Origin of the sequence: Paenibacillus vulneris (assembly GCF_039543185.1) — a bacterium.
Taxonomy (GTDB): domain Bacteria; phylum Bacillota; class Bacilli; order Paenibacillales; family NBRC-103111; genus Paenibacillus_S; species Paenibacillus_S vulneris.
In genome coordinates, this window is sequence record NZ_BAABJG010000014.1 from 122,955 (window position 1) to 143,434 (window position 20,480).

The 20,480-nt window shown below is 50.8% G+C and carries 19 protein-coding genes; 1 reads left to right on the forward strand and 18 read right to left on the reverse strand.

The genetic code is table 11. The annotated features are described in order from the left end of the window. Nucleotides 1–100: 100 nt before the first annotated feature. From ABEA66_RS12820 to ABEA66_RS12830, 3 genes are all read right to left on the reverse strand, one after another. The gene (locus ABEA66_RS12820) at nt 101–1,429 is read right to left on the reverse strand and encodes an ABC transporter substrate-binding protein (protein ID WP_345587828.1); all 1,329 of its coding nucleotides are present in this window, start codon (nt 1,427–1,429) and stop codon (nt 101–103) included. A 118-nt stretch (nt 1,430–1,547) separates the two neighbouring features. Continuing rightward, the gene (locus ABEA66_RS12825; RefSeq protein WP_345587829.1) at nt 1,548–3,098 is read right to left on the reverse strand and encodes a response regulator transcription factor; all 1,551 of its coding nucleotides are present in this window, start codon (nt 3,096–3,098) and stop codon (nt 1,548–1,550) included. 1 nt (nt 3,099) lies between these two features. Continuing rightward, nucleotides 3,100–4,872: a sensor histidine kinase gene (locus tag ABEA66_RS12830; RefSeq protein WP_345587830.1), complete on the reverse strand. Its 1,773-nt coding sequence runs from the start codon at nt 4,870–4,872 to the stop codon at nt 3,100–3,102. Between the two features lie 178 nt (nt 4,873–5,050). Between ABEA66_RS12830 and ABEA66_RS12835 the strand changes: the two genes are divergently transcribed. After that, a complete protein-coding gene (locus tag ABEA66_RS12835; RefSeq protein WP_345587831.1) occupies nt 5,051–5,698 on the forward strand; it encodes a hypothetical protein in 648 nt (215 codons plus the stop codon). 131 nt (nt 5,699–5,829) lie between these two features. Here ABEA66_RS12835 and ABEA66_RS12840 read toward each other — a convergent pair whose 3' ends face one another. The 15 genes from ABEA66_RS12840 to eutC all read right to left on the reverse strand — a co-directional run bounded on the left by ABEA66_RS12840 (nt 5,830) and on the right by eutC (nt 20,477). After that, nucleotides 5,830–6,192 carry a YitT family protein gene (locus ABEA66_RS12840; RefSeq protein ID WP_345587832.1) on the reverse strand — a complete coding sequence of 121 codons (363 nt, stop codon included), beginning with the start codon at nt 6,190–6,192 and terminating at the stop codon, nt 5,830–5,832. A 60-nt stretch (nt 6,193–6,252) separates the two neighbouring features. Beyond that, nucleotides 6,253–7,491 (reverse strand): cation:proton antiporter, encoded by a 1,239-nt coding sequence (locus tag ABEA66_RS12845; RefSeq protein ID WP_345587833.1) that lies wholly within the window; start codon nt 7,489–7,491, stop codon nt 6,253–6,255. Beyond that, nucleotides 7,472–7,993 carry a cation:proton antiporter regulatory subunit gene (locus tag ABEA66_RS12850; protein WP_345587834.1) on the reverse strand — a complete coding sequence of 174 codons (522 nt, stop codon included), beginning with the start codon at nt 7,991–7,993 and terminating at the stop codon, nt 7,472–7,474. Before ABEA66_RS12850 ends, ABEA66_RS12845 begins: the two co-directional genes overlap by 20 nt. A 235-nt stretch (nt 7,994–8,228) precedes the next feature. Beyond that, nucleotides 8,229–8,588, reverse strand: coding sequence for a hypothetical protein (locus ABEA66_RS12855; RefSeq protein ID WP_345587835.1), 360 nt, complete (start codon nt 8,586–8,588; stop codon nt 8,229–8,231). Between the two features lie 258 nt (nt 8,589–8,846). Continuing rightward, complete coding sequence (locus ABEA66_RS12860) at nt 8,847–9,140, reverse strand: Dabb family protein (protein ID WP_079910897.1); 294 nt, start codon at nt 9,138–9,140, stop codon at nt 8,847–8,849. An 80-nt stretch (nt 9,141–9,220) separates the two neighbouring features. Then, complete coding sequence (locus tag ABEA66_RS12865; protein ID WP_345587836.1) at nt 9,221–9,667, reverse strand: GNAT family N-acetyltransferase; 447 nt, start codon at nt 9,665–9,667, stop codon at nt 9,221–9,223. Nucleotides 9,668–9,811: 144 nt separating this feature from the next. Then, nucleotides 9,812–10,612, reverse strand: coding sequence for an alpha/beta hydrolase (locus ABEA66_RS12870; protein WP_345587837.1), 801 nt, complete (start codon nt 10,610–10,612; stop codon nt 9,812–9,814). A 16-nt stretch (nt 10,613–10,628) separates the two neighbouring features. Continuing rightward, nucleotides 10,629–11,408: an alpha/beta hydrolase gene (locus ABEA66_RS12875; RefSeq protein ID WP_345587838.1), complete on the reverse strand. Its 780-nt coding sequence runs from the start codon at nt 11,406–11,408 to the stop codon at nt 10,629–10,631. 155 nt (nt 11,409–11,563) lie between these two features. Next, nucleotides 11,564–12,214 carry a rhomboid family intramembrane serine protease gene (locus ABEA66_RS12880; RefSeq protein WP_345587839.1) on the reverse strand — a complete coding sequence of 217 codons (651 nt, stop codon included), beginning with the start codon at nt 12,212–12,214 and terminating at the stop codon, nt 11,564–11,566. A gap of 197 nt (nt 12,215–12,411) precedes the next feature. Further along, nucleotides 12,412–16,125, reverse strand: coding sequence for a rhamnogalacturonan lyase family protein (locus tag ABEA66_RS12885; RefSeq protein WP_345587977.1), 3,714 nt, complete (start codon nt 16,123–16,125; stop codon nt 12,412–12,414). Nucleotides 16,126–16,429: 304 nt separating this feature from the next. Continuing rightward, nucleotides 16,430–17,353: a ribokinase gene (gene rbsK, locus ABEA66_RS12890; protein ID WP_345587840.1), complete on the reverse strand. Its 924-nt coding sequence runs from the start codon at nt 17,351–17,353 to the stop codon at nt 16,430–16,432. 86 nt (nt 17,354–17,439) lie between these two features. Next, nucleotides 17,440–17,661: a hypothetical protein gene (locus tag ABEA66_RS12895; RefSeq protein WP_345587841.1), complete on the reverse strand. Its 222-nt coding sequence runs from the start codon at nt 17,659–17,661 to the stop codon at nt 17,440–17,442. Nucleotides 17,662–17,739: 78 nt separating this feature from the next. Continuing rightward, nucleotides 17,740–19,302 (reverse strand): amino acid permease, encoded by a 1,563-nt coding sequence (locus ABEA66_RS12900; protein ID WP_192704433.1) that lies wholly within the window; start codon nt 19,300–19,302, stop codon nt 17,740–17,742. Nucleotides 19,303–19,360: 58 nt separating this feature from the next. Further along, on the reverse strand, nt 19,361–19,489 hold the full coding sequence (locus ABEA66_RS12905) for a hypothetical protein (RefSeq protein ID WP_256865350.1): 129 nt from the start codon (nt 19,487–19,489) through the stop codon (nt 19,361–19,363). A gap of 58 nt (nt 19,490–19,547) precedes the next feature. Further along, nucleotides 19,548–20,477 carry an ethanolamine ammonia-lyase subunit EutC gene (gene eutC, locus ABEA66_RS12910; RefSeq protein WP_345587842.1) on the reverse strand — a complete coding sequence of 310 codons (930 nt, stop codon included), beginning with the start codon at nt 20,475–20,477 and terminating at the stop codon, nt 19,548–19,550. Between the last annotated feature and the right edge of the window lie 3 nt (nt 20,478–20,480).

Genomic DNA, 20,480 nt, shown 5'->3' on the forward strand with positions numbered 1-20,480 from the left:
TTTAAAAAACAGACTCCGGCTTTGTTCAAAAATCCGTTGGTGAGATGAAAAAAAGCGGACCAGACTTCTCGCAGGAGACTGTCTTGATCCGCTTCTTGGATTATTTTTTGTTTTTGGCCAGAATCGCGTTGGCGTCTTTACGGAACTTCGCCGCAGCATCTTCTACAGAAATTTTCTTATACAAAATTTGCTCGCTCAAGTCCTTCAACAGCTTCTCTACTTCAACAGAACCGACTGGGTTCGGAGGATCCATAGGACTGCTGTTATTTTCAGCCCAAGCTACGTAATCGAATACTTTGGCTTCAGCCGGAGTCAAGCTAGGCTTCAGCGCTTCCTTCACCTTGGAGGAGATAGGTACGCCGCGCTCGCCTTTAATGATTTTGTTAGCATCGATATCGTTAATGAAGAAGTCGATAAATTTGGCTGCTTCGTCTTTTTGCTTCGAGTTTTTCGTGATGGAGAAGCCCATACTAGGCTTCAAGAACAAGCCTTTCTTGCCGTTCGGACCTGGAATCGGAATCAGATCCGTATTCCGCTTGGCCGCAGCCGACCATGCTACGTATTGGTTGGACCATGCGAAGCTGCCGAATGCATTGCCGAGAACCATTTCGTCGTCCTCAGGAGTGGATTTCTTTTGAGCCAGCTTATCCAGGCTTAGCAAGTAACCGGCATCATACATTTTTTGGTAACGCTTGAAGTAATCAATGAACGGTTTATCATCTGTATAGCCTAGGCTGGTACCGTCGGCACTGTACATTTTTTGATCTACTGTACGAAGGTAATACGGGAAGAAGACATCATACCGCAAATAGTCCATCAGGATTTTGCCATTGCCTTTCAGCTTGGCGCCCAAGGCATCGAGGTCATCCCAAGTCCAGTCTTTGGCAGGCATGCTTGCACCTGCTTTAGCCAGCATATCAGGGTCAACCGTCGCTCCGAGAGCGTTCACGCCCAGAGGAATCTGGTACAGCTTGCCGTCGTACTCGCCGCTTTTCAGCGTGTTCGGGTTCACTGCGCTCATATCGAGCTTGCCGTTGGTCGTATAAGGACGAAGATCCTCCAGCTGGCCTCTGCCGCCGAATTGGCTCAAGTACGACATATCCATTTGAATGATATCCGGCAATCCGTTAGCAGCCGCTTGTGGAGCGAGCTTTTTCCAGTAATCGTCGAATGACGCGTATTCCGCTTCGATTTTTACGTTAGGATGCTTTTGTTGGTAAAGCTCTATTACTTTCAGGGTATAATCGTGTCTTGCCTGACCGCCCCACCATGCAATACGCAAGGTTACCGGAGCCTTACTGTCCGTACCGGAGCCCGAGCTCACCGCATCCGTCTTCTTGCCGGCATCCCCGTTGGAAGCCGCGCCTCCGCAACCTGCAGCGGTTAAAATCATTGACAACGACAGCACCATTGGCAACGCTTTCTTCATCTCTATTTCCTCCCCTGTTCTTCGTCTTCACACTGCTATTATCTCGTTTTGGACCAGGAAAAAGAATTCAAAAAACCGTCAACCTTGTTTAAAAAACAGAGATATTGCAGAAAAAACACTACGTCGTTTTCAAATATTCCGATGGAGAGCATCCTGCATATTTTTTAAATACCTGACTGAAGTATTGAGGGTTGTCCCCGAAGCCGAGCTGTTCGGCAAGCTCAAAGATTTTGATGTCTGATTTTTGATGCAATAGATCGATAGCCTTGGATATCCGCACCCTCATCACATAGTTGGAAAACTTTTCTCCGGTCTCTTTTTTGAATAGTTTCCCCAAATAATCCGGATTCATATACAGCATCTGGTGAGCCACCCAGTTCAGTGACAGCTCGGGATTGGCCAAATGCTCGTTAATAATATCCACGACCTTGCTCACGATAGCGCTGTGCTTGCTCTTCGTCTGCTCATAATGACTCGAAGCGATCTCTTCCGCCGTTTCTTTGAACAACGTCTGAATCGCCTGCAGGGTATCCAGCTGCATCAGCTTCACGACTTTATCCATATAGCGGTGCATATTCTCAGAATCTCCGAGCCGTATCATCTCCATAAAGAGCTGAATCACATAGGATTTGGCCGTTGTAATATCCGAGCGAAGCTCCGATAGCCGCTGGAAGAACAGCTCGATTTTGTGAGCCGCTTCCTGACGGTTCCCCGTCTTAATCTGCATGATCAAATTGTCCTCGTTAAACCCGAGCTCGTCGCTTTCTGTTCGGCCCAGCCCGATAACATCCGACTTCGTAATCAAGCTGCCTTCGCCGAGATAAAAGCGGTAGTTCAAGCATTCCAGCGTTTGCTTGTATAAGCTGCGGGCCTGTATAATTTCCCCTGCCTCGCTTAATGCTATAGTCAAGTCGATCTTATAGTACTTCAGAAAGGTCTCCCGAATTTGACCGATTCGTTCCTGTAAAGCACTTACCGTAATCGTATCCTCCACGACGATAAGCACATGATCGCCGACCGTCGAGCTCAGCACATTGTTCTCCAGCAGCTCCTCGGCTATATTTTTCACCGCAAACAGATGCTCGAATTCGAACGGGCCATCGAGATGGAACAAAATCAATCTCACCTTGCGGTCGCCCAAATCCAGCTGGAATAAGTGGCTGAAATATTCCCAGTCCCGGTTTCCGTACGTTTTATTCGTCACGAATTCCTTGAGAAACTGCTCCTTCACATGGGGCAGCACTTTAGCCAAGCCTTCCTTCATGGTGCTTACGAACTGCTCGCTCTGCCGTTCCTGATTCAGCTCCGAGACCAGCTCCTCGAGAACCTCCATGATCTTGTTCTCATTGCACGGCTTCAGCAAATAATGCTTCACACCGTATTCAATCGCGGATTGGGCATATTCGAACTCCCCAAAGCCGGAGAGCAGGATGATTTTGATATGCGGATATTGAGAGGATACCTTCGCAGCAAGCTGAAGCCCGTCCATTCCCGGCATTTTGATATCGCTGATGATGATGTGCGGCGGGTCCTCCTCAATCTTCTCATAAGCCTCTATTCCGTTGCGTGCCGTTCCTGCAAGCACCGTACCGGCTTCCTCCCATTTGACAATCTTCGATATGCCGTCCAAAATGATTCGCTCATCATCGACCAGCAATACTTTATACATGTTAATCCCTCGTTTCATCCGGAATGATGATGGAGACGCTTGTCCCATGGTCCTGCTGACTATCCAGCCGGATGCCGTAATCTTCGCCATAAGCCAATTTGATTCGCTCCTCGATGTTCTTCAGACCGATGCCGCTGCCGCGCGTCCGTGCCTCGCCCCTTCTCACTTGCTCCAGCAGGGCCGCGCTCATGCCCGGGCCGTTATCCTCTACGACCATGATCATCTTGCCGGGCTCTTTTCTTGTATAAATGCGAATGCGGCACGGCTCCAGCATCTGCTCGAGCGCATAATGGATCGAGTTCTCCAGCAGGGGCTGCAGCGTCAGCTTGGGCAGCTTCAGCTGCTTGGCTTCCTCCGGAATGTCCATCTCGAATATCAGCCGTTCCTCGAAGCGATATTTCTGAATCGTAATATAACACATCACGATCTCCAATTCCTCTTCCACCGTGATCAAGGTTTCCCTCATGCTGATCGAGCTCCTGAGCAAAAAGCCTAGTGCCTCGACCATCTTGGAAATTTGCGGCTGATCGTTCGTCTTGGCCAGCCAGTTGATCGATTCCAGCGTGTTGTACAAAAAATGCGGATTAATCTGCGCCTGAAGCGCTTTAAATTGAGTCTCTTTAATGGTCAGCTGCTTGGCATAATTTTCGGTTATCAGCTCATTGATTTGCTGCATCATGATACGGAACGTTCTGTGCAGCTGACCCACCTCATCCATTTGCAGCGCGATCGTGTCCGCCGAGTCCGATTCGGTCAGGCTGAAGTCTCCTTTTTGCACCTGCTTCATGCGGCCGATCAAGTCTTCAATGGGCCGGGTCAGACTTCTGGCAAAATTGATGGCGACAGCCATCACCGCAAGCAGACTGACGATAAACCCGAAGAGGAGGAACCGTTTCATCAGGATGATTTTTTGAAAAATCGTATCATAGGGAACCAGACTGTGGTAGGCCCAGCCCAAGTAGCCTGACTGAATCTGCGTCCAGAAGTACGACCGGCCGTTGAACTGCTTGATCTCATAGTTATGATGCCATTGGTCAGTAACCGGGACAAAGGAGCTCAGGTCATCATCCGGCTTGGTCGGGTAGATGATATGGTCTCCGGAAGCGATACGCATCTCTCCGTTCTTCAGCTCCGTGCCCGCTATGACGTCATCTACGATTTTCTCGAACCGGATGCGCAGCACCACCGTACCGATCCTATCGAGACTGAAGTTTTGGTTCTGATAGGACCGGATTTCCCGCGCGGCTATCAGATTGGTATCCTCCGAGTCGGGAAGAATCCAGCGGATTTCCCCGGACCCTTTGGCCGATTCATCCAATATGATTTGCTTCTTTTCCTTCGATACCGTGGACGATTGGCCCGCCAATGCCTGCTCGCCCAGCAAATCGGTAACCTCGATGGAGTAAATATATTTCTCATAGCCTGCGTATTGAACCAGCTTGTCGGATATATACGAGCGCAGCCGCAGCTTCTCAAACTCCGGGGTATCCGGGGTGATGGAGAGCAGCAGGCTTTGAATTTGCGAATCCGTCGCAATGCTGAACGACAGCCGGTCCATCTTCTTCAGCTCGTTCTCAATTCCGCTGGAGGACAAGTTGAGGAGCTGAGACGACTTGGAATAAAGCTGCTCGTCGTAGATCGAATAAGCATATTGCAGGGAAAAATAGGTGATGAGGAAACAGACCGCCATGATTAAAGAAATGAGTGAAAATACTTTATGCTTAATCTTCCAATTGACCGCATTCTGGAAAAAAGGAATTGCAAAGCGCTTCATCGGACCGTTCCCTCCTTCTCGGCTCCGTTTTCTACCTATCGTACAATATCTCGGGGCAAACAGCCAATGGCATTTCCTGATTGCCGTTTGAAATGGGGACGTGATATGATGGTGGGGTTCCAGGAATTGGGATAGCTTTCTTTTGTTCATTCGATTCTTAGTTGATTGGAGTACTTATATGGGCAAACGAAGCGGCTTATTCGTTACGTGGGTTTTGCTGCTGGCATTCGTCATACTCTTCTATTATTTGCTTCATAATACGAATCATCCTCTGCTGTTCTATTCTACCGCAGGCATGGTCATGCTTCTGAGCATTGTCTGTTTCCTGCTGCTGCTTCTACGCTATAAATTCAACTGGAAGACTATAGTGTGCACTCCGCTTATTGGACTTCTGCTTATTTTCATCGTTAGACATAGTCTGGATCAACGGATCCATTTTGCTCTACAGAGCACGTTAAGCCGGGAGCTTCCCGGGGTCGTTCTGTCTATCAAAGAAATCTCGGCGGGCCATGCGGGATGGGCCAAGCCCGTCGATTTGCCGGGACATGATGCAGACGAAACAAGATCAGAGGGACATTTTTTCCCTTCTCTTCCCCACTACCAGTCCGAGGCCATATTAGCGGACCATCCCGCTCCTGATGAGATAGATACAGTCAGCTACCGGTTTGTGGTCAAACAGCCTTACTTCATCGACGGCAAGGACATATCTGCGAAGTATTGCTTCGTATGGGGCGCTTGCAGCTATTTTTATAAAGGCTACGCCGACGTCAATGCACAGACAGGCGAAGTCATCGGTCTGAAAATCGTCTACCGGGATTTAAAATAAGGCTCTAATACTCTGAAGAGGCCACGGCTTCGAGGACGATTGAGGTACTTTACCGGGAGCCCCGAAATTTATGAATACTATACTGTTAAAAAAACCTTAGCCGCTTATGCCCGGCTAAGGTTCTTCGTTATTTAATCCGACAGCTCATTTCCATATTTGGATACGTCAGGCAAATCGCTCTTGGTATGCCGCTTCCATCTCCCCCTTCTTACTTCCCTTCCGTGAGCCGGAACGACATCGACAACCGCTTCAACGTCGATTTGCATAATCAGATCGGTCAGCTCCGTTTCCTCCAGCCGGGATATCACTAGCCTCAACGTGTTGATAGTCACTCCGTACCCGTTATTCCTGGCAGCTGTAATCTCCGCCTCCCGCCCGAATGTTCGCCGGACAGCTTCCATAATTTCTTCCGCGCAGCCCGTTTGAATGGTTACCAACCTATTCCATGTGGAATCATGGACTAGACCCCATAGGACGTCCTTCATATGTCTCAATGGAATTCCCCCTCACTATCATGAGTTAGAAATCGCTTCTTGCGGACGATCAGCAAAGGTTCATCTATCGGGAGTAACCGCCTGTTCTCTTCGTTCCTTGTGCCCCTCCCTCGCGGACAGACGGAATACCCGGTCCAGAATACGGTAAATATGCTTCGTCTCTTTCGTCAGCAGCGGTCCAATGACGGCAAGAATCAGCACGTACAGGGCTGCGAAGGGCTGAATGACCGGCAGCAGGCCCCCTGCCTTTGCCAGGTTCGCCATAATGATCGAGAATTCCCCTCTGGCGACGATGGTAAAGCCGATATTGATGCTTGCCTTCGAGGATAGCCCTGCACTGTGACCTGCCCATAACCCTGCGGCAAAATTACCTGCCAGCGTCAGCACCACCGCTCCGAGGGACAGCCATACCGCGCCCCCAAGGGTAGTGGGATCAATCGTCAAACCGAAGCTGAAGAAAAAGACGGCGCCAAAAAAGTCGCGAAACGGCAGGATCAGATGCTCGATTCGTTTGCGATGCTCCGTTTCGGCAAACACGAGGCCGACGAGAAGCGCGCCTATCGCCTCTGCTACATGAATCGTTTCGGAGAAGCCGGCGACGACAAACAGCACCGCGAAAATCACAAGCAGGAACAGCTCATTAGATCGAATATTGAGCATCCGGTTCAACAACGGAACCGCCTTGCGGCCCACGATCAATACAAACAGCATAAAGCCGAGGGCAATGCTTGCAGATAGAAGAATCCCGCCAAGTGAAGACGAGCCGCTTAGGATCAGACCGGAGATGATAGAAATGTAGATGGCCAGGAATACATCCTCGAACATAATGATGCCAAGAATCATCTCGGTCTCGGGATTAGCCGTCCTTTTTAAGTCGACCAGCACCTTGGCCGCTATTGCGCTCGACGATATCGTCGTTATTCCCGCTACAACAAGCAGCTCCAGCATAGGAAGCCCGGCCATGAAACCAAATAACAGTCCAAGAGTAAAGTTGATCAGTATATAGATGGTTCCTCCGACAACAATGGACTTCCCGGAACGAATCAGCCTCCCCACCGAGAACTCCAGTCCCAAATAAAACAAGAGGAACAGGACTCCGATTCTTCCCAAAAATTCAATCAACGGCGCGCTGGAGATGAACCTGAGATCAATATGCCATATTTCAAAGGAATGCGGCCCTACGGCCATACCCACCAGAATATAAAACGGAATGACGGAAAAACGAAGCTTCGCCGACAGCAAACCAGACAGGGCGATGAGCGCAATCGCTACCCCTATTTCAAATACGATGTAGTTCATTCGTTCCATCACATCCATTCGTCAAAATTGTTTTAAACTGCTTATGCTGCCTCCTCTCTCCAGCTACGATCAGGATAGAATCCGCAGTAAGCACGATATCGGGTCCCGGGTTGATCTGCTTGACTCCCGAAAGCTTCTCTACGACAGCAATAATCGTAACTCCGCAGGCCTGGCGTATATCAAGCTCCCCGATTGTTTTTCCGACGGATGCAAAATCCGCTTCCACCCGATACCACTCAATGATTAAATCATCCAGCGCCATTTCTATCGTTTCCAACGCCTTGGGCTTGTAGGTCATCCCCCCGATAATGCCGGCCACAAAACGCGCCTCATCGTCATCAAGGGAAATCATAGACACATATTCATCCGCCAAGGGATGATCATAATGAAAGCATTCGCGTCTCCCGTCGTCATGGACGACAATGACAAGCTTCTCTCCGCCTCGCGTCGTCACCTGAAATTTTTTGCCGATTCCGGGGAGATCCGTTTCACGAATGGTCATACTTCCACCATCCTCCTTATATTTGGATTTTCAGGCAGCAGCAAACAGACCCTCATAGCTCCCTTTTTTTCGCAAAAAGAAGCTATAGAGCTCGGGTACTAAGCCTGATGAATGATACTAAGCTGAAGTGAAGGACTAATTTGAACAGCACAAAGAAACCATTGGGATGATGCTTAAAAAAATGGCTTTAGCAACGGTACCTATGAGAAAAAACAGTGTGGATAACTATGGAAAATTAAACGAAGAGGGAAGTGAATTTGATTGGGGTTAGCTTCTGCCGAAGGAGTCGGCGGGCAATCAGGGGTTGAAACGTAAGGTGGGCTTCTGAACAAACGCGGCGTATGACTCTAACCAAACCTGCCAAAAGAAAGGAAAGCACGGAGAAGAGCATGCTCCATCGCATCGCGTCTGAGGATGAATTGAGCTTGCGTACGGTAGCTTTGCTCGAAAAATATTCGACTCCTTGTTGGACCGACGTGCGTGCCGATTCGCTTACATTGGACTCCAGGCTGGGTGTAGGTGTAGCAAACAGCATGAACACTACAATCAAAATCAAAGATAACCAACGATTGGACGAGATAACGCGAGATAACATACACATTCACCTCCTTTTCCCTCGAAATTAACTCAATTATAGCATAAATCGGCCTTTTTTTCAAATTATCGGCCACCCATTTGCTGAAACAAATCAAATTCCCCCCCCACAAAGCAGTGGCCTCGCCTTCGAAGCTGATTCGGGCACTTACGGGGGGTGCCAAATTAATAAAGTTATATGACCAAAAAAGGCCTAGCCGGAGCGTGAGCACCCAGGCTAAGCCAAAGGATCCATGCGTTGTGCAGGAAGGAGGCAGCACTAAATCTCGATGTCAGAGACGATGCTGTCTACCCGGCCCACTTCTCGTATAAAAGCAGCGACAGCCTGATGCTTCGGATGCGGCCCGTAGGCTTCAAGCGCTGCCCTGTTCTCGAAGCGAACGGAAAGCACCACCTGGTACCCTTGATTTTTCTCGGAAAAATTAATGCCTGCCTGCAGGTCGACGATGCCGGTAAGCTCGCTTCTGAGCGCTTTAAACCGGTCCACAACCTCTTGAAGCTGCTCCTGCGTCGTGCTCTCGCCGAATTTCACCAATACAATGTGATCAATCATTATGTAGTCCCCTTTTCTCCAATCAGTACGCTTCACTATACCATGATCGACCAGGTTTTGCTATATGCTGCTCAAGCGGCCTAACGATACATTCCCATCTCATTGGTTGCCGTGAAACCCAAAGATTCATATAGAGGCCTTGCCGCATCCGTAGCTCCAAGCCTATAGAGACGGATATTTTGTTCTGCGAACCACGCAAGAACCTCCATCGTCAGAGCACGGGCATACCCTTTCCTTCGATACTCAGGCTCCACGTAGACATCAGCTATAAAGCCATATTGCTGCAGCTTGAGATAGCGGTACGGCGCATCGTTGCGGATAAAGCCTCCTGCGCATCCAACCATCGCTCCGTCCTGCTCGATCACGAAATGCTGGGCCGTTCCGACCCGGTACAGCTCCTTATAATCCGCTTCCACCAGTCGGTCAAAATCGGGATGAAGTCTCGAAGCCATGCCGGATTCCTCGTACATTTGATACTTCAGCCTTACCAGCACCGGTATATTTTCTAGGGTTGCTTTTCTTATCACAGGGATATCCCTCCGCCTCGTTATAGCTTCAACATGTAGACATACACATCCACGAACTCGTCCTTAGGATTCCTGAATGCACCCTCCAGGGTTCCAGCGCGTCGAAAGCCCAGGCTTTCCCATTCTAATATGAACGCTCATTCGCTAAATCCCTATGTACCGCGAACCGCTCTTCTCCAGACCCAGCCAGCCGAGGAACCGGCCCAGCTCCATCTCCCAGAATTCCCAAGTATGGCCGTAGCCTTCCGCTTGATGGTACTCATATTGATAGGGATTGCCCTCAAGTCCCTGGAAGAAGTCTCTTACGATCTCATTCAAATCCAGCCAAGGGTCGAGACTGCCGCAGGCGTGATACACCTTCGGCAATGGGATATCCTTCTTAAGCGCTTCCCTGCCCAAATACTGCAGATCGTTCTCCGTCCCCCTCATATTGCCGTCGCCGAACAGATGAATCCGATCCTTAGCCTTGCGCGAACCATCGTTGACAAAAGCGACGTCCGTCTTGTCGCCGGCCGAGAACGCTCCTATCGCCCCGAAAACATCCGGTCGCGCTAGCCCTGCCTTCAGGCATCCGTAACCACCGTTAGAGAAGCCGGAGATCAGATTATCCTCACGGGCTTCCGATAGCCGCGGAAACATATGGCGCAGAATGCGCGGTAATTCATCAGTCAAGTAAGTAAAAAAGCGCCCCCCGTGAGCCATATCCGTAAAACAAGAATTCAGCCCTCCCGGTACAATAAGCGCCAAGCCGTACTCCATGGCATACCGTTCCGCGTTGCCCATGCGCAGCCAAGCCGATTCATCACCGGAGCCCCCGTGCAAAAGCCACAGCACCTTCAGCTTGCCGTCACCGGAATAGGGTGATTTCTCTTGAGGCAGCACCACATTCACCGTCATTTCCATCCCCAGAACCTCAGAGAAAAAATGCGTTTCGATTAAAGCCATCGTTGTCCCTCCTCCATCAACCTTCGCTAGATTTGCGCAGCGGCAGCCACTGCAGCACCCGTTCTATGCATGTATCCCAACATTTCCATTCATGGCCCCCCGGACCTTCCTCGTAAGTAAGAGGCAGTCCCAAGGCTTTGACGTGATCTCTAAACCTTACATTGCCGTCATACAGAAAATCCTCCGTACCGCACCACATATATAAATCCGGACTAGCCTTCCCTGATTGGGAGAGGCTGCGGGCTGCAGTGAACAGATCGTTCACGCTTCCGCGGACCGATTCCTTGCTTCCGAATAGATCCTCTGCAAGATTCGGCGAGAGACGGTCGTACATATCAGCAACATCCACGGCTCCTGAGAAGGAAGCTGCAGCGCGGTACTTGTCAGCGGCAAGCAGACCTGCTTTCATGGCCCCATAACCGCCCATAGACAAACCTGCGATGAACCTGTCCTCCCTCAAGCTGGACAGGCGGAACTGCCTTTCGCAAATCGCAGGAAGCTCCTCTGTGATAAACTGAAAATAGTCACGGCCATTCACCATATCCGTATACCAGCCTAAATGCCCGGCAGGCATGACAACGGCGAGCGGCAGCCGCTCTACGTACCGCTCTATACTGGTTCTTCTCATCCAAGCGGTATGATCGTCGCTCATTCCATGCAGTAAATACAAGGTTTGGTAAGGCCCCGGATCCTTTGTCCTGCGTGATCCTCCGGACACATGCTGGGGAAGAAGAACCTCCATGGGTACCGGCATACGGAGCGTTTCGGAATGATAATGCATATGAAGCCAAGCCATTTGTGTGCCTCCTTTTCTGATTGCGCTTTCCAATTTAGTAGTAATTCTTCCCGGTCATGCAATGTCCTTTTTTTCCAGATAAAAAATAGCAGCAGCAGGGACGCTATCGATAATCCTGTCCCGGCTGCCGCTATGACATAATAATGCCTCTTTTGTTATTGGTAGTGCTCATCTTGGTGAGGAGTATGCTCATGACTGCTATGTCTGCGCTTAATAAATAAGGTCAGCAGTGCAGTAACCAGCAGGCCGCCTGCGAATCCTCCTAAGTGTGCGTACAAGTCAACATTCGGCACCACGATAGAGTAAATAAATCCGATGACGACAATAATGCGTATCGTCTGTTTGGTCTGATAATCAATCAAATCCTTGCGGAACACGGATAAATACAAGTAGGCGGCGTATACACCGTAGATGGCTCCCGACGCCCCCGCACCGATATAATAGTCCTTGTGCAGCCAAGCGCTGGCTATATTCCCGGCAATGCCGCACAAAAGATAAAACACCGCATAGCGAAAAGAACCCAGCATTCGCTCCAGCGGTGCTGCAAATACATAAATAGCAAAGCTGTTGAACAGCAAATGCTCGAAGCCGATATGAACGAAGATGGACGTTACATATCTCCACAGCTCCGGCTCCATTCGCGGAAGATCGAACATTGCTCCAAACCGGATCAGGGTCGAATTATCCTTCGATGATCCGTATATCGTCATTCCAGCCATAACCAGCAGCTGGATGACCAAAATGGCCGTATTCACCGGATACAGCCGAATGTATTGCTTTAAGCTCTCTGTTCTGCTAAACATCATGCCATCCCCTTCTGCGCCAAGTACCATCGTCACATCTATTATAGCTAAGATGCATTAAGGTTACACTTAAGCGCCCTTGTATGCAACAATACGTCGGAAAAAGAATGGAGTTTCATTCACACGGTTTTCCTCGACCATAAAAAAGCAAAAAGCTTAGCAGGCAGTCAACGACTGCCGTACTAAGCTTCTGCTCCGTACTATGATTTCTTTACTTCAACCGTGATCTTATCGCTTGTTACTGTTCCCGCGTCGTTAATCAGCTCCCCGACATACTGATATTTGCCCGGCTTCCTTCCTTTTATCGCCGTAATTGCCGATTGAGCTTTAGGAGTTGCCTGCACAAGGTTCTGGGTATCTATCAGGACTCCGTTCTCGTACAGCTTATAGGTTTTGCCGTTGGTTCCCCACCACAGATTCATTTGTACCTCATAATCTCCGTCACCGTCCCAGTTATTATGGGACAATACCGGCTTAGACGGCACTGCCTGGTTGACCTGCACCGTCACCGGTTCACAAGCCGTTGTTCCATGGCGATTGATCAACTCGCAAGTGTATTGATAAGTGCCGTTAGGCTTTCCGCTTATCACCGTCAACACTGTCTGGGCGTTCGGCGTTTGGTCGGTGAGCGTCTTCACATCTATCAGCTGACCGTTTTCATACAGCTTGTAGACGGTTCCGTTGCTCCCCCACCATAGGTTCATCGTGATCCTGTAATCGCCGTCCTGAAGGCCGGTATCATGGCCGTTATCGCTGGATAACACTCCTTTGCCCGGTGCGCTGGCTGCCGGTCCGTCGGGAATCGTTATGTTCACCGCATATCGTGCGGTGACTCCCGAGCCGTCCGCGGCTTGAGCCTTCACGACAACCTCTCCCGGTGCCAGGACTGTAAGAACGCCATTGGCATCAATGGAAGCTAGCGAGGTGGCGGTGCCTTCAGGCGATTGAACGCTCCATACGATAGATTTGTCCGTTGCCGCATCCGGCTGTACGCGCGCGCTTAGCTTCAGGCTTTGTCCTGCGTCTACCTGTGCAGCAGAGGAAGTGATCGAAATACCGGCTGCTTTCATCGGGATGCGGCTCAAATGAGGTACAGGCGGAGCTGCCATCCCGTCTCCCAGGTAAAAGCTCGGATGCGGCGGTTGATTGTAACCGACGTTTTGCCATGCTATGGACAGCCGGTATTCCGGATCGTCAAGCAGTGTGTACAGGCGATGAGAAGTCAGATCCGTCGTCGTATAAATGCGAAGCGCGCTGCTGTCCTCCGTACGCCAAATGGCTTCTTCACGCCAATCGCCGAATAAATCGGTTTGTAACGAAGGAGTTCCCTTGGTCGTATTGTTGGAATAGGTACCTGCAGCCGTCAACAGGTTAACTGACTTGCTGTTCATATAATCCCATTTGTCAATTTTACCTACTCCCACCGGATCGGTATACTTGTGGTCAAGCAGCTCGCGAAGCAAGTCTCCATCCCACCAGATACCAAAGTTCACCGATGGCCGGGAGGAGCTGATCTTCTCTCCCTTGGTGTTGTAGACGCCTCCTGCATCCCCCGTGGCCCACATTTCCTCTCCGGGATAACGCGGATCGATGTCGGCCGACATCCCTCTCCCTACATCGTAATTTGTCGGAATGCCCCAGATGAGCTCACCTGTCTCCGCATCGCGGAATTCCAGACCGGCAGGATTCGGGTAGTCCTCGTGTACTCCGAAATATTCCATCCCCGGACGGTTCGGATCCAGATCACCCAGATGCATCGCATCCCCGTGGCCAAGACCGGTGGAATACAATAGTTTCCCATTATCGTCTATGGCCATTGCTCCATACGTAATTTCATCTTTTCCATCATGATCGACGTCGGCAATAGATAGATTATGGTTGCCTTGACCTGTGTAACTGGCGTTCTCGGCATCATTCGTATCGAATTTCCACAGCTTGGTCAGCTTGCCGTCCCGCCAATTATAGGCCACCAGCACGGTTCGGGTGTAGTATCCACGCGCCATGATCAGGCTTGGCCGCTCTCCGTCCAAATAAGCGATCGCTGCCAAAAAGCGGTCTACCCGGTTGCCGTAGCTGTCTCCCCAGCTGGATACATTGCCGCGAGGCGGATCATAGTCGGTCGTTACCAATGCTTTCCCGGTCAGACCATCAAAAATAGTCAGGAATTCAGGCCCGCTTAAAATATATCCGCTGGAATTGCGGTAGTCCGCTTTGGCATTACCGATAACCTGACCGGTTCCGTCTATGGTTCCGTCGGCTGTCTTGAATGCAACCTCCGCTTTGCCGTCACCGTCAAGATCATATACCATAAACTGGGTATAATGTGCGCCGGCACGGATGTTTCGTCCCAAATCGATGCGCCACAGCATCGTACCGTCGAGCTTATACGCGTCTACATACACATTTCCCGTATAACCGGATTGAGAGTTGTCTTTAGAGTTGGACGGATCCCATTTGACGATAAGTTCATATTTTCCATCCCCATCCAAATCCCCGATACTCGCATCATTGGCACTGTATGAATAAGCTTCTCCGGCAGGCGTCACGCCGTCGGCAGGCTTTTTCAAAGGAACATCGAGGTAGTTTTGGTTCCATACGCGGAAGGTTTCACCCTGCGGTTCTTCGTTCCCGCGGACGACAGCCCGGATTTCATATTCGGATTGGAGCGTCCCTGCCGGATCCAAATAGTTGGTGCTGTCTGCAATAGGTGTGTCGTTCACCCTCTGCCCGTCCCGGTACAAATTAAAGGTCGTCGAAGGATCATCCGTCCCGAACAGACGCCAGCCGGTATAGACCCCGCCCTCTACTTTCACCGCGACCGGAGCACGGTCCAGGCTCTCCATCTGCCGCTTCAAAATGGTCATCACCGGCACAGCTAGAATCTCGGAGCGGTTCGACAAGCCGCCGGAGTTGACCGCCGCCACTTGATAGTAATATGGCATCGTTGTGAATACGCCGTTATCCACATAGGTTGTTTCCGCTGTGGTACCTACCAGCTGGAAAGGCCCCTTTTCCGTCTTGGAGCGGTATACTTGATATTGCAGCGCCCGATCAACCTCGTTCCATCGGATAGCAAGCTGTTCCTTACCGGCCGATGCTACCGCTAAGCCCGTAGGCGCAGATGGAGCGGGAACCGACCTGTCCAGTACGGCGACTGTTATCGGTTGGCTCGGTGCCGACTCGATGTTTTTCGGCAGCAGCTGGGTCACCTGATATTGATAGGTGCCGCCAAGCTGTACGGTGCTGTCCGTATAGGAGGGGCTTGTAGTACCCGCTATTTGGACAAATTCGCCGCCTCCGTCCGATGAGCGGTACAGATTATATCCTGTCGCTCCATAGACCGCCTCCCATACCAGACTGACCGTCGGATGCAGGTCATACGTTACCGAGGAAACGGTCAGCCCCGCCGGCGCTTGCTTTGGAGTAATTTCAATGGCGTTCACGCGTCCGTCCTTGCTGAATTGAAAGGTCATTTGACCGTCGGTAAGCTGCACGTTCTTGGTCATTTCCGCATAGCTCCCTGTACCTGAAGAGAGCGTGCCCATGGAAAAGCCTTCAATTTTGACGTCGGTTTTGTTCGATGCAATTGCATCCCCCGCAATGATTCGTACGGAGTAATCCCCGTTGGGCAAATCCACCTTGAAGGTGAAGTCTGAGGCAAGAATAAAATCACGAAGCAAAGGGTCGGACGTCCCCCGGTCCCGGTTATTTACCGTCTTATCCAACCCGTATCCTCTTGCTGCGCTATAAATCATCGTATTGGAAACCTGAGTATACCCCGGGGCTACCGGGCTTGTATCGGATCCGAAGTCAAATTTGGAGCCCGAGGCTCCTGTTTGGGAAGCGGCACTTGCATGTCCTATCCCGAAATTGCCGATTCCTGCAAACAGGGATACGGCCAGCGTAACAGCCATGAAAACGGACAAGCTTTTTTTGATTGCGTACAATGGATCTCCTCCTCAAGATTTTGTACAAGCTACTTTCGTTGTGTTGATCAATTATCGGCTTGTCTACCCGGTTTCTAAGAAAGCGGTCTCTTTCCTCCTTTGCTTCTGCATCGGTAAACCATGTGTCTTGTACAATGGTTTATGATAGCGTTTACATAATAGCACAAGCATTCATGCGAATCTTTACTCCTTGTTGCCTTGTTTACCTCAAAATTAATAAATTTTGTCAAAACAAAAAAAGAGCTGCCGAAGCAGCTCCGTCCGTATAGGCTTACAGGTGCTGAGCCTGTAAAAAGGCTTCGATCTCCTCGCGTGAAGGGATAGAAGCTTGAGCCCCTGCTCTGGACACGGCAATGGCAGAGGCGGCTGAAGCGAATTGAAGGCTGTCCTCCAAGGCTTGACCGGACAAATAGGCAGCCATGAAGCTTCCAATGAAGGTATCTCCGGCTGCCGTCGTATCGACAGCCTTTACCCGGAATGCCGATTGCTTGACCTCCTTCCCCTGCCGGTCCGCAAAGATACAGCCCTTCTCCCCCAATGTCAACAGCACCGATTGAGCGCCTTGTGCGAGCAGCGCTTCCACAGCCTGCTTATAAGAATCCGGCTGCTCAACATGGATACCCGTCAGCTGCTCCGCTTCGCTTTCATTCACGACGACAAGATCAATCAGCGGCCATACTTCTGAAGGAACAGGCGCTACCGGAGCCGGATTGTAGCAGGTGAACACACCATGGCTGCGGGCCAGCTTCAAGGCTTGGACGGTTGTTTCCCATGGAATTTCATTTTGCAACAGGAGTCCCCGCACGCCCTCAAAGCAACGAGAACCACGAAGCAGGTCGTCCGCGGAGAACTGGCCGTTTGCTCCTTCGGACAAAATGATATGATTCTCGCCGCTATTGTCGACGTTAATATAAGCAATACCGGAGCCCGTAGGCTTCCTTAGTATATTCTCCGTGCGAACCCCCTTGCTCTGCAGCGATTCGATAAGCCGGGGACCGTAAGCATCCTCTCCGACCGCTCCGGCGAACGTCACTTCTGCACCGGCCATTGACGCCGCAACCGCCTGATTCGCTCCCTTGCCTCCGGGAAAATAATCCGTGCTTAACCCTTTGACCGTCTCCCCCGGGACAGGCAGCTTCGTGACATGGGTCACAATATCCATATTTACGCTTCCTACGACTAACAGCTTCGTCATAATAACCTCCAAGTCATTCTAATGCTCGTTGTGCAAACTGCTGATGAAGATATGCCGCTACCATTGTACCACCGGATCGATTCCGGTTAAAGAAGACGCCAAGCTTGGCGTTGGGAAAAGAAAAAACAGCCGTTCAGGCTGCTGGGTCTGTTGAAAAACTTATAAAGCTTGAACATTAACAGTAATACACCGGTGGGGTATGCCCCTTCAGCCACTGTTGAAACCCGTGAAATAGGATTAGATTTTGCGATATTTTCACGGGTTTCAAAGGTGGACGTAAACTCCTCCAACGCATACTCCACATCCATATGCAGCATAGTTCTCGTAAAACAGGGTTTTTCAACAACCCGACAGCCATCCGGGCTGTTTAATAGAGACAAAAAGGTTCAAGCCTTATGGCTCATACCCGGACCTGAGGAAGAGCCGCTGTCAAGCTCTCTTTCACGCCGAAGAATTTCCTCCATGGATGTGTTCAAAGCCGCCTGGGGACCCGGGAAATGGTTCTTATAATATGCCAGATCCATAATGACCAGAACGATCAGCATAGCCGCCAACGCATAGCCAGCCGTCTCGTTCGGCGGAATGACCATCATAATGCAAATAAATACGATCCAGATGAGAGAAACGATCGATATGGCATCGCTGTATTTGCCCAGATTCCACGGACCCAGATGCTTTTCCTGGAATCTTCCGCTAGCCTTCGCTCTAAGCTTCAGCCAAATAGGAATACCATAGGCTACATATAAGCCGACGACGCTCACTGCGGTCAAGAAAGCGATCGTTGTATACTTTGCGTCTGGGTTAGCAAGCTTGATGAGGTAATCGACAAAGGCGAGCAGGAACGAGAGTACAATAGCCAGCCAGATGGCTTTGGCCGGAGTGCGGAATTTCTTGGAGATTTGCGCCCATTGACGGCTGAATGGCATCCCTTTGTCCCGGGAAAATGCGTACATCATCCGTGAGAACGAAGTGATGGAGGACAGCCCGCAGAACCACATAGCCGCTGTAACGAGCCATAACACAATGGAACCGAACGTACCGCCGAGCGCCTGACTGATGACATAGATGAACGCATTATCGGACCCTGTGGCCGCCCCTGCATCCTTGATCGACAAGGTAACGAAGGCCAGCATGAGGAACCCGATGACGAACGAATAAGCGACGGAGGTAAAAATCCCCCAAGGGGCGCGTACGCGAGGATTAATCGTCTCTTCAATGGTATGCGCCGAGGCGTCATATCCGGTAAACGTCCACTGCGCCTGCAAAAGCCCGATCAGGAAGGCGAACATATACGGCTTGTCGGAGAACGTCTCGCCAACCTTGAACAAATAGTCGAAGCTGTTCAAGCCTCCCTTGGTGAAAAAGGCAAGTGAAACGACCAGCACCGCCACGATGATAATATGGTACCAAGCCGAAAAATCATTCAGCTTCGCTACGATACGTATCCCGATATGGTTTAGAATGCCGTGGGTCAGCAGGATGACCGTAAATGCAATCAACACGGTTGTATTGTCCGAGGTATAGCCGAACACACTGCCGAGAAGCGGGTCGGCAAACAGCGCCACCGAATAATCGATCCCTGCGACAATGCCGATTTGTCCGATCAGATTGATCCAGGCTGTGTACCAGCCCCACCGCTTGTTTTTCAGAATCGCCGCCCAATGGTACAGCGCGCCTGCCGTAGGAATAGCGGACGCCAGCTCTGCCATCGCAGCTGCCACGAACATGACGAACAGTGCGACGATCGGCCAGCCGAAGCCCATCATTCCCGGACCGCCGTAAGTCAGCCCATGCCCGTATAGGGAAACGGCACCGGTAAGAATGGAAATGATCGAGAAGGAAATGGCGAAGTTGGAAAAGCCGCCCATGCTGCGAAGAAGCTCCTGTGCGTAACCGAACTTGTTTAAATCTTGTTTGTCCTTATCATGGTGATGAGATTGTACACTCATGGACTCAACCTCCTCCTAAGGATAACGTCTGATTGTCGTTGCCGGTTGACGTGAGATTTTACTTGCCCAAGAAGCTTTCGTGCTCGCTTTCTTTGTAATTACGGATATTGTTATTGGCTATTCGGACAATACCTAGAGCAAACAGGCAGGCAATGAGAATAATAATGACTCCAATGACTGTGGACATGGAAGGTCACCTCCTTACTGGAAGATGGGTAACTAATCAGCTGGACCAGTCTGACCGCTTACAGCTCCATGTTCACGCCGCTGGCCTGCTGCTCAATCATCGTTTTAAGCAACGTTCCGATATGTGCCCCCGCCTCGACCGGAGGAGTCCCTCCACGATGAATGTTAGAGATAACGGTGCGCTCGCTTTCCACGGTCCCTTTGCGCGGACGAAAGCACATATAGGCGCTCATCGACTGGGACGAAACAAGCCCCGGTCTTTCCCCGATCAACAGTACAAGCACTTCCGGCTGCAGGAGCTCTCCAATATGATCCATCACCGCAACCCGTCCGCCGCGAACGAAGAAGGGAGTCCCCGCCTTCAAGCCGTAAGAAGCAAGAGAATCGAGCAGGGAGGGGTAAACATCCGGCAGGTTGGCGTCGATAGCGTTAGCGCTCAGGCCATCCGAAACCACAATTTGAACCTGCGGCTTCATGACGCACCGGCTCCGAATCAGCTCGACGCCTTGCGGAGTAATCATCCGTCCCCGATCCGGCCGTTTCAAGTAATTATCCGTATTCTCATAATACGTTTCGACCTGAAACAAGCCGAAAGCATCCAGCAGCGACGAGCTGACTTCCCCATAGATCGAATCGACGGCCGCAGCATGGTCGCAGCGGAACTTCAGCATTTCTTTGGTCAAGGCCCGTGTCCCTGTGCGCCATACACCGATTCTAGCTGGAGTGCTGGATAACAGCTCGGTCATCCCTTCTTTCCATTTCGGATGAGGTACGTGGGAGGCCGCCTCCATCGCTTTCTCCCCTTCACCTGAGGCAAAGCCGGACTCCCGATCCGCATCCTCGCTGATGCCGAGGTTATTATAGAAGCCTGCTGCCGATGATGGAGCAGCAGCATCGCTGACAATCGGCTTATCCTCCAACAGCTGCCTCTTCTCCAGCTGTGCCATGACCTGATCGACCAATAGCTCCAACGGAATCGTTCGATTCATCCT

What these genes read in the sequence shown, in the direction of transcription:
- ABEA66_RS12860 (WP_079910897.1), bottom strand. Translation starts at nt 9,140, where the DNA reads ATGATTGATCACATTGTATTGGTGAAATTCGGCGAGAGCACGACGCAG.
- ABEA66_RS12875 (WP_345587838.1), bottom strand. Translation starts at nt 11,408, where the DNA reads ATGGCTTGGCTTCATATGCATTATCATTCCGAAACGCTCCGTATGCCG.
- rbsK (WP_345587840.1), bottom strand. Translation starts at nt 17,353, where the DNA reads ATGACGAAGCTGTTAGTCGTAGGAAGCGTAAATATGGATATTGTGACC.
- ABEA66_RS12855 (WP_345587835.1), bottom strand. Translation starts at nt 8,588, where the DNA reads ATGTTATCTCGCGTTATCTCGTCCAATCGTTGGTTATCTTTGATTTTG.
- ABEA66_RS12850 (WP_345587834.1), bottom strand. Translation starts at nt 7,993, where the DNA reads ATGACCATTCGTGAAACGGATCTCCCCGGAATCGGCAAAAAATTTCAG.
- ABEA66_RS12905 (WP_256865350.1), bottom strand. Translation starts at nt 19,489, where the DNA reads ATGTCCACAGTCATTGGAGTCATTATTATTCTCATTGCCTGCCTGTTT.
- ABEA66_RS12830 (WP_345587830.1), bottom strand. Translation starts at nt 4,872, where the DNA reads ATGAAGCGCTTTGCAATTCCTTTTTTCCAGAATGCGGTCAATTGGAAG.
- ABEA66_RS12895 (WP_345587841.1), bottom strand. Translation starts at nt 17,661, where the DNA reads ATGGATGTGGAGTATGCGTTGGAGGAGTTTACGTCCACCTTTGAAACC.
- ABEA66_RS12835 (WP_345587831.1), top strand. Translation starts at nt 5,051, where the DNA reads ATGGGCAAACGAAGCGGCTTATTCGTTACGTGGGTTTTGCTGCTGGCA.
- ABEA66_RS12885 (WP_345587977.1), bottom strand. Translation starts at nt 16,125, where the DNA reads ATGGCTGTTACGCTGGCCGTATCCCTGTTTGCAGGAATCGGCAATTTC.
- ABEA66_RS12845 (WP_345587833.1), bottom strand. Translation starts at nt 7,491, where the DNA reads ATGAACTACATCGTATTTGAAATAGGGGTAGCGATTGCGCTCATCGCC.
- eutC (WP_345587842.1), bottom strand. Translation starts at nt 20,477, where the DNA reads ATGAATCGAACGATTCCGTTGGAGCTATTGGTCGATCAGGTCATGGCA.
- ABEA66_RS12870 (WP_345587837.1), bottom strand. Translation starts at nt 10,612, where the DNA reads ATGGCTTTAATCGAAACGCATTTTTTCTCTGAGGTTCTGGGGATGGAA.
- ABEA66_RS12880 (WP_345587839.1), bottom strand. Translation starts at nt 12,214, where the DNA reads ATGATGTTTAGCAGAACAGAGAGCTTAAAGCAATACATTCGGCTGTAT.
- ABEA66_RS12820 (WP_345587828.1), bottom strand. Translation starts at nt 1,429, where the DNA reads ATGAAGAAAGCGTTGCCAATGGTGCTGTCGTTGTCAATGATTTTAACC.
- ABEA66_RS12900 (WP_192704433.1), bottom strand. Translation starts at nt 19,302, where the DNA reads ATGAGTGTACAATCTCATCACCATGATAAGGACAAACAAGATTTAAAC.
- ABEA66_RS12825 (WP_345587829.1), bottom strand. Translation starts at nt 3,098, where the DNA reads ATGTATAAAGTATTGCTGGTCGATGATGAGCGAATCATTTTGGACGGC.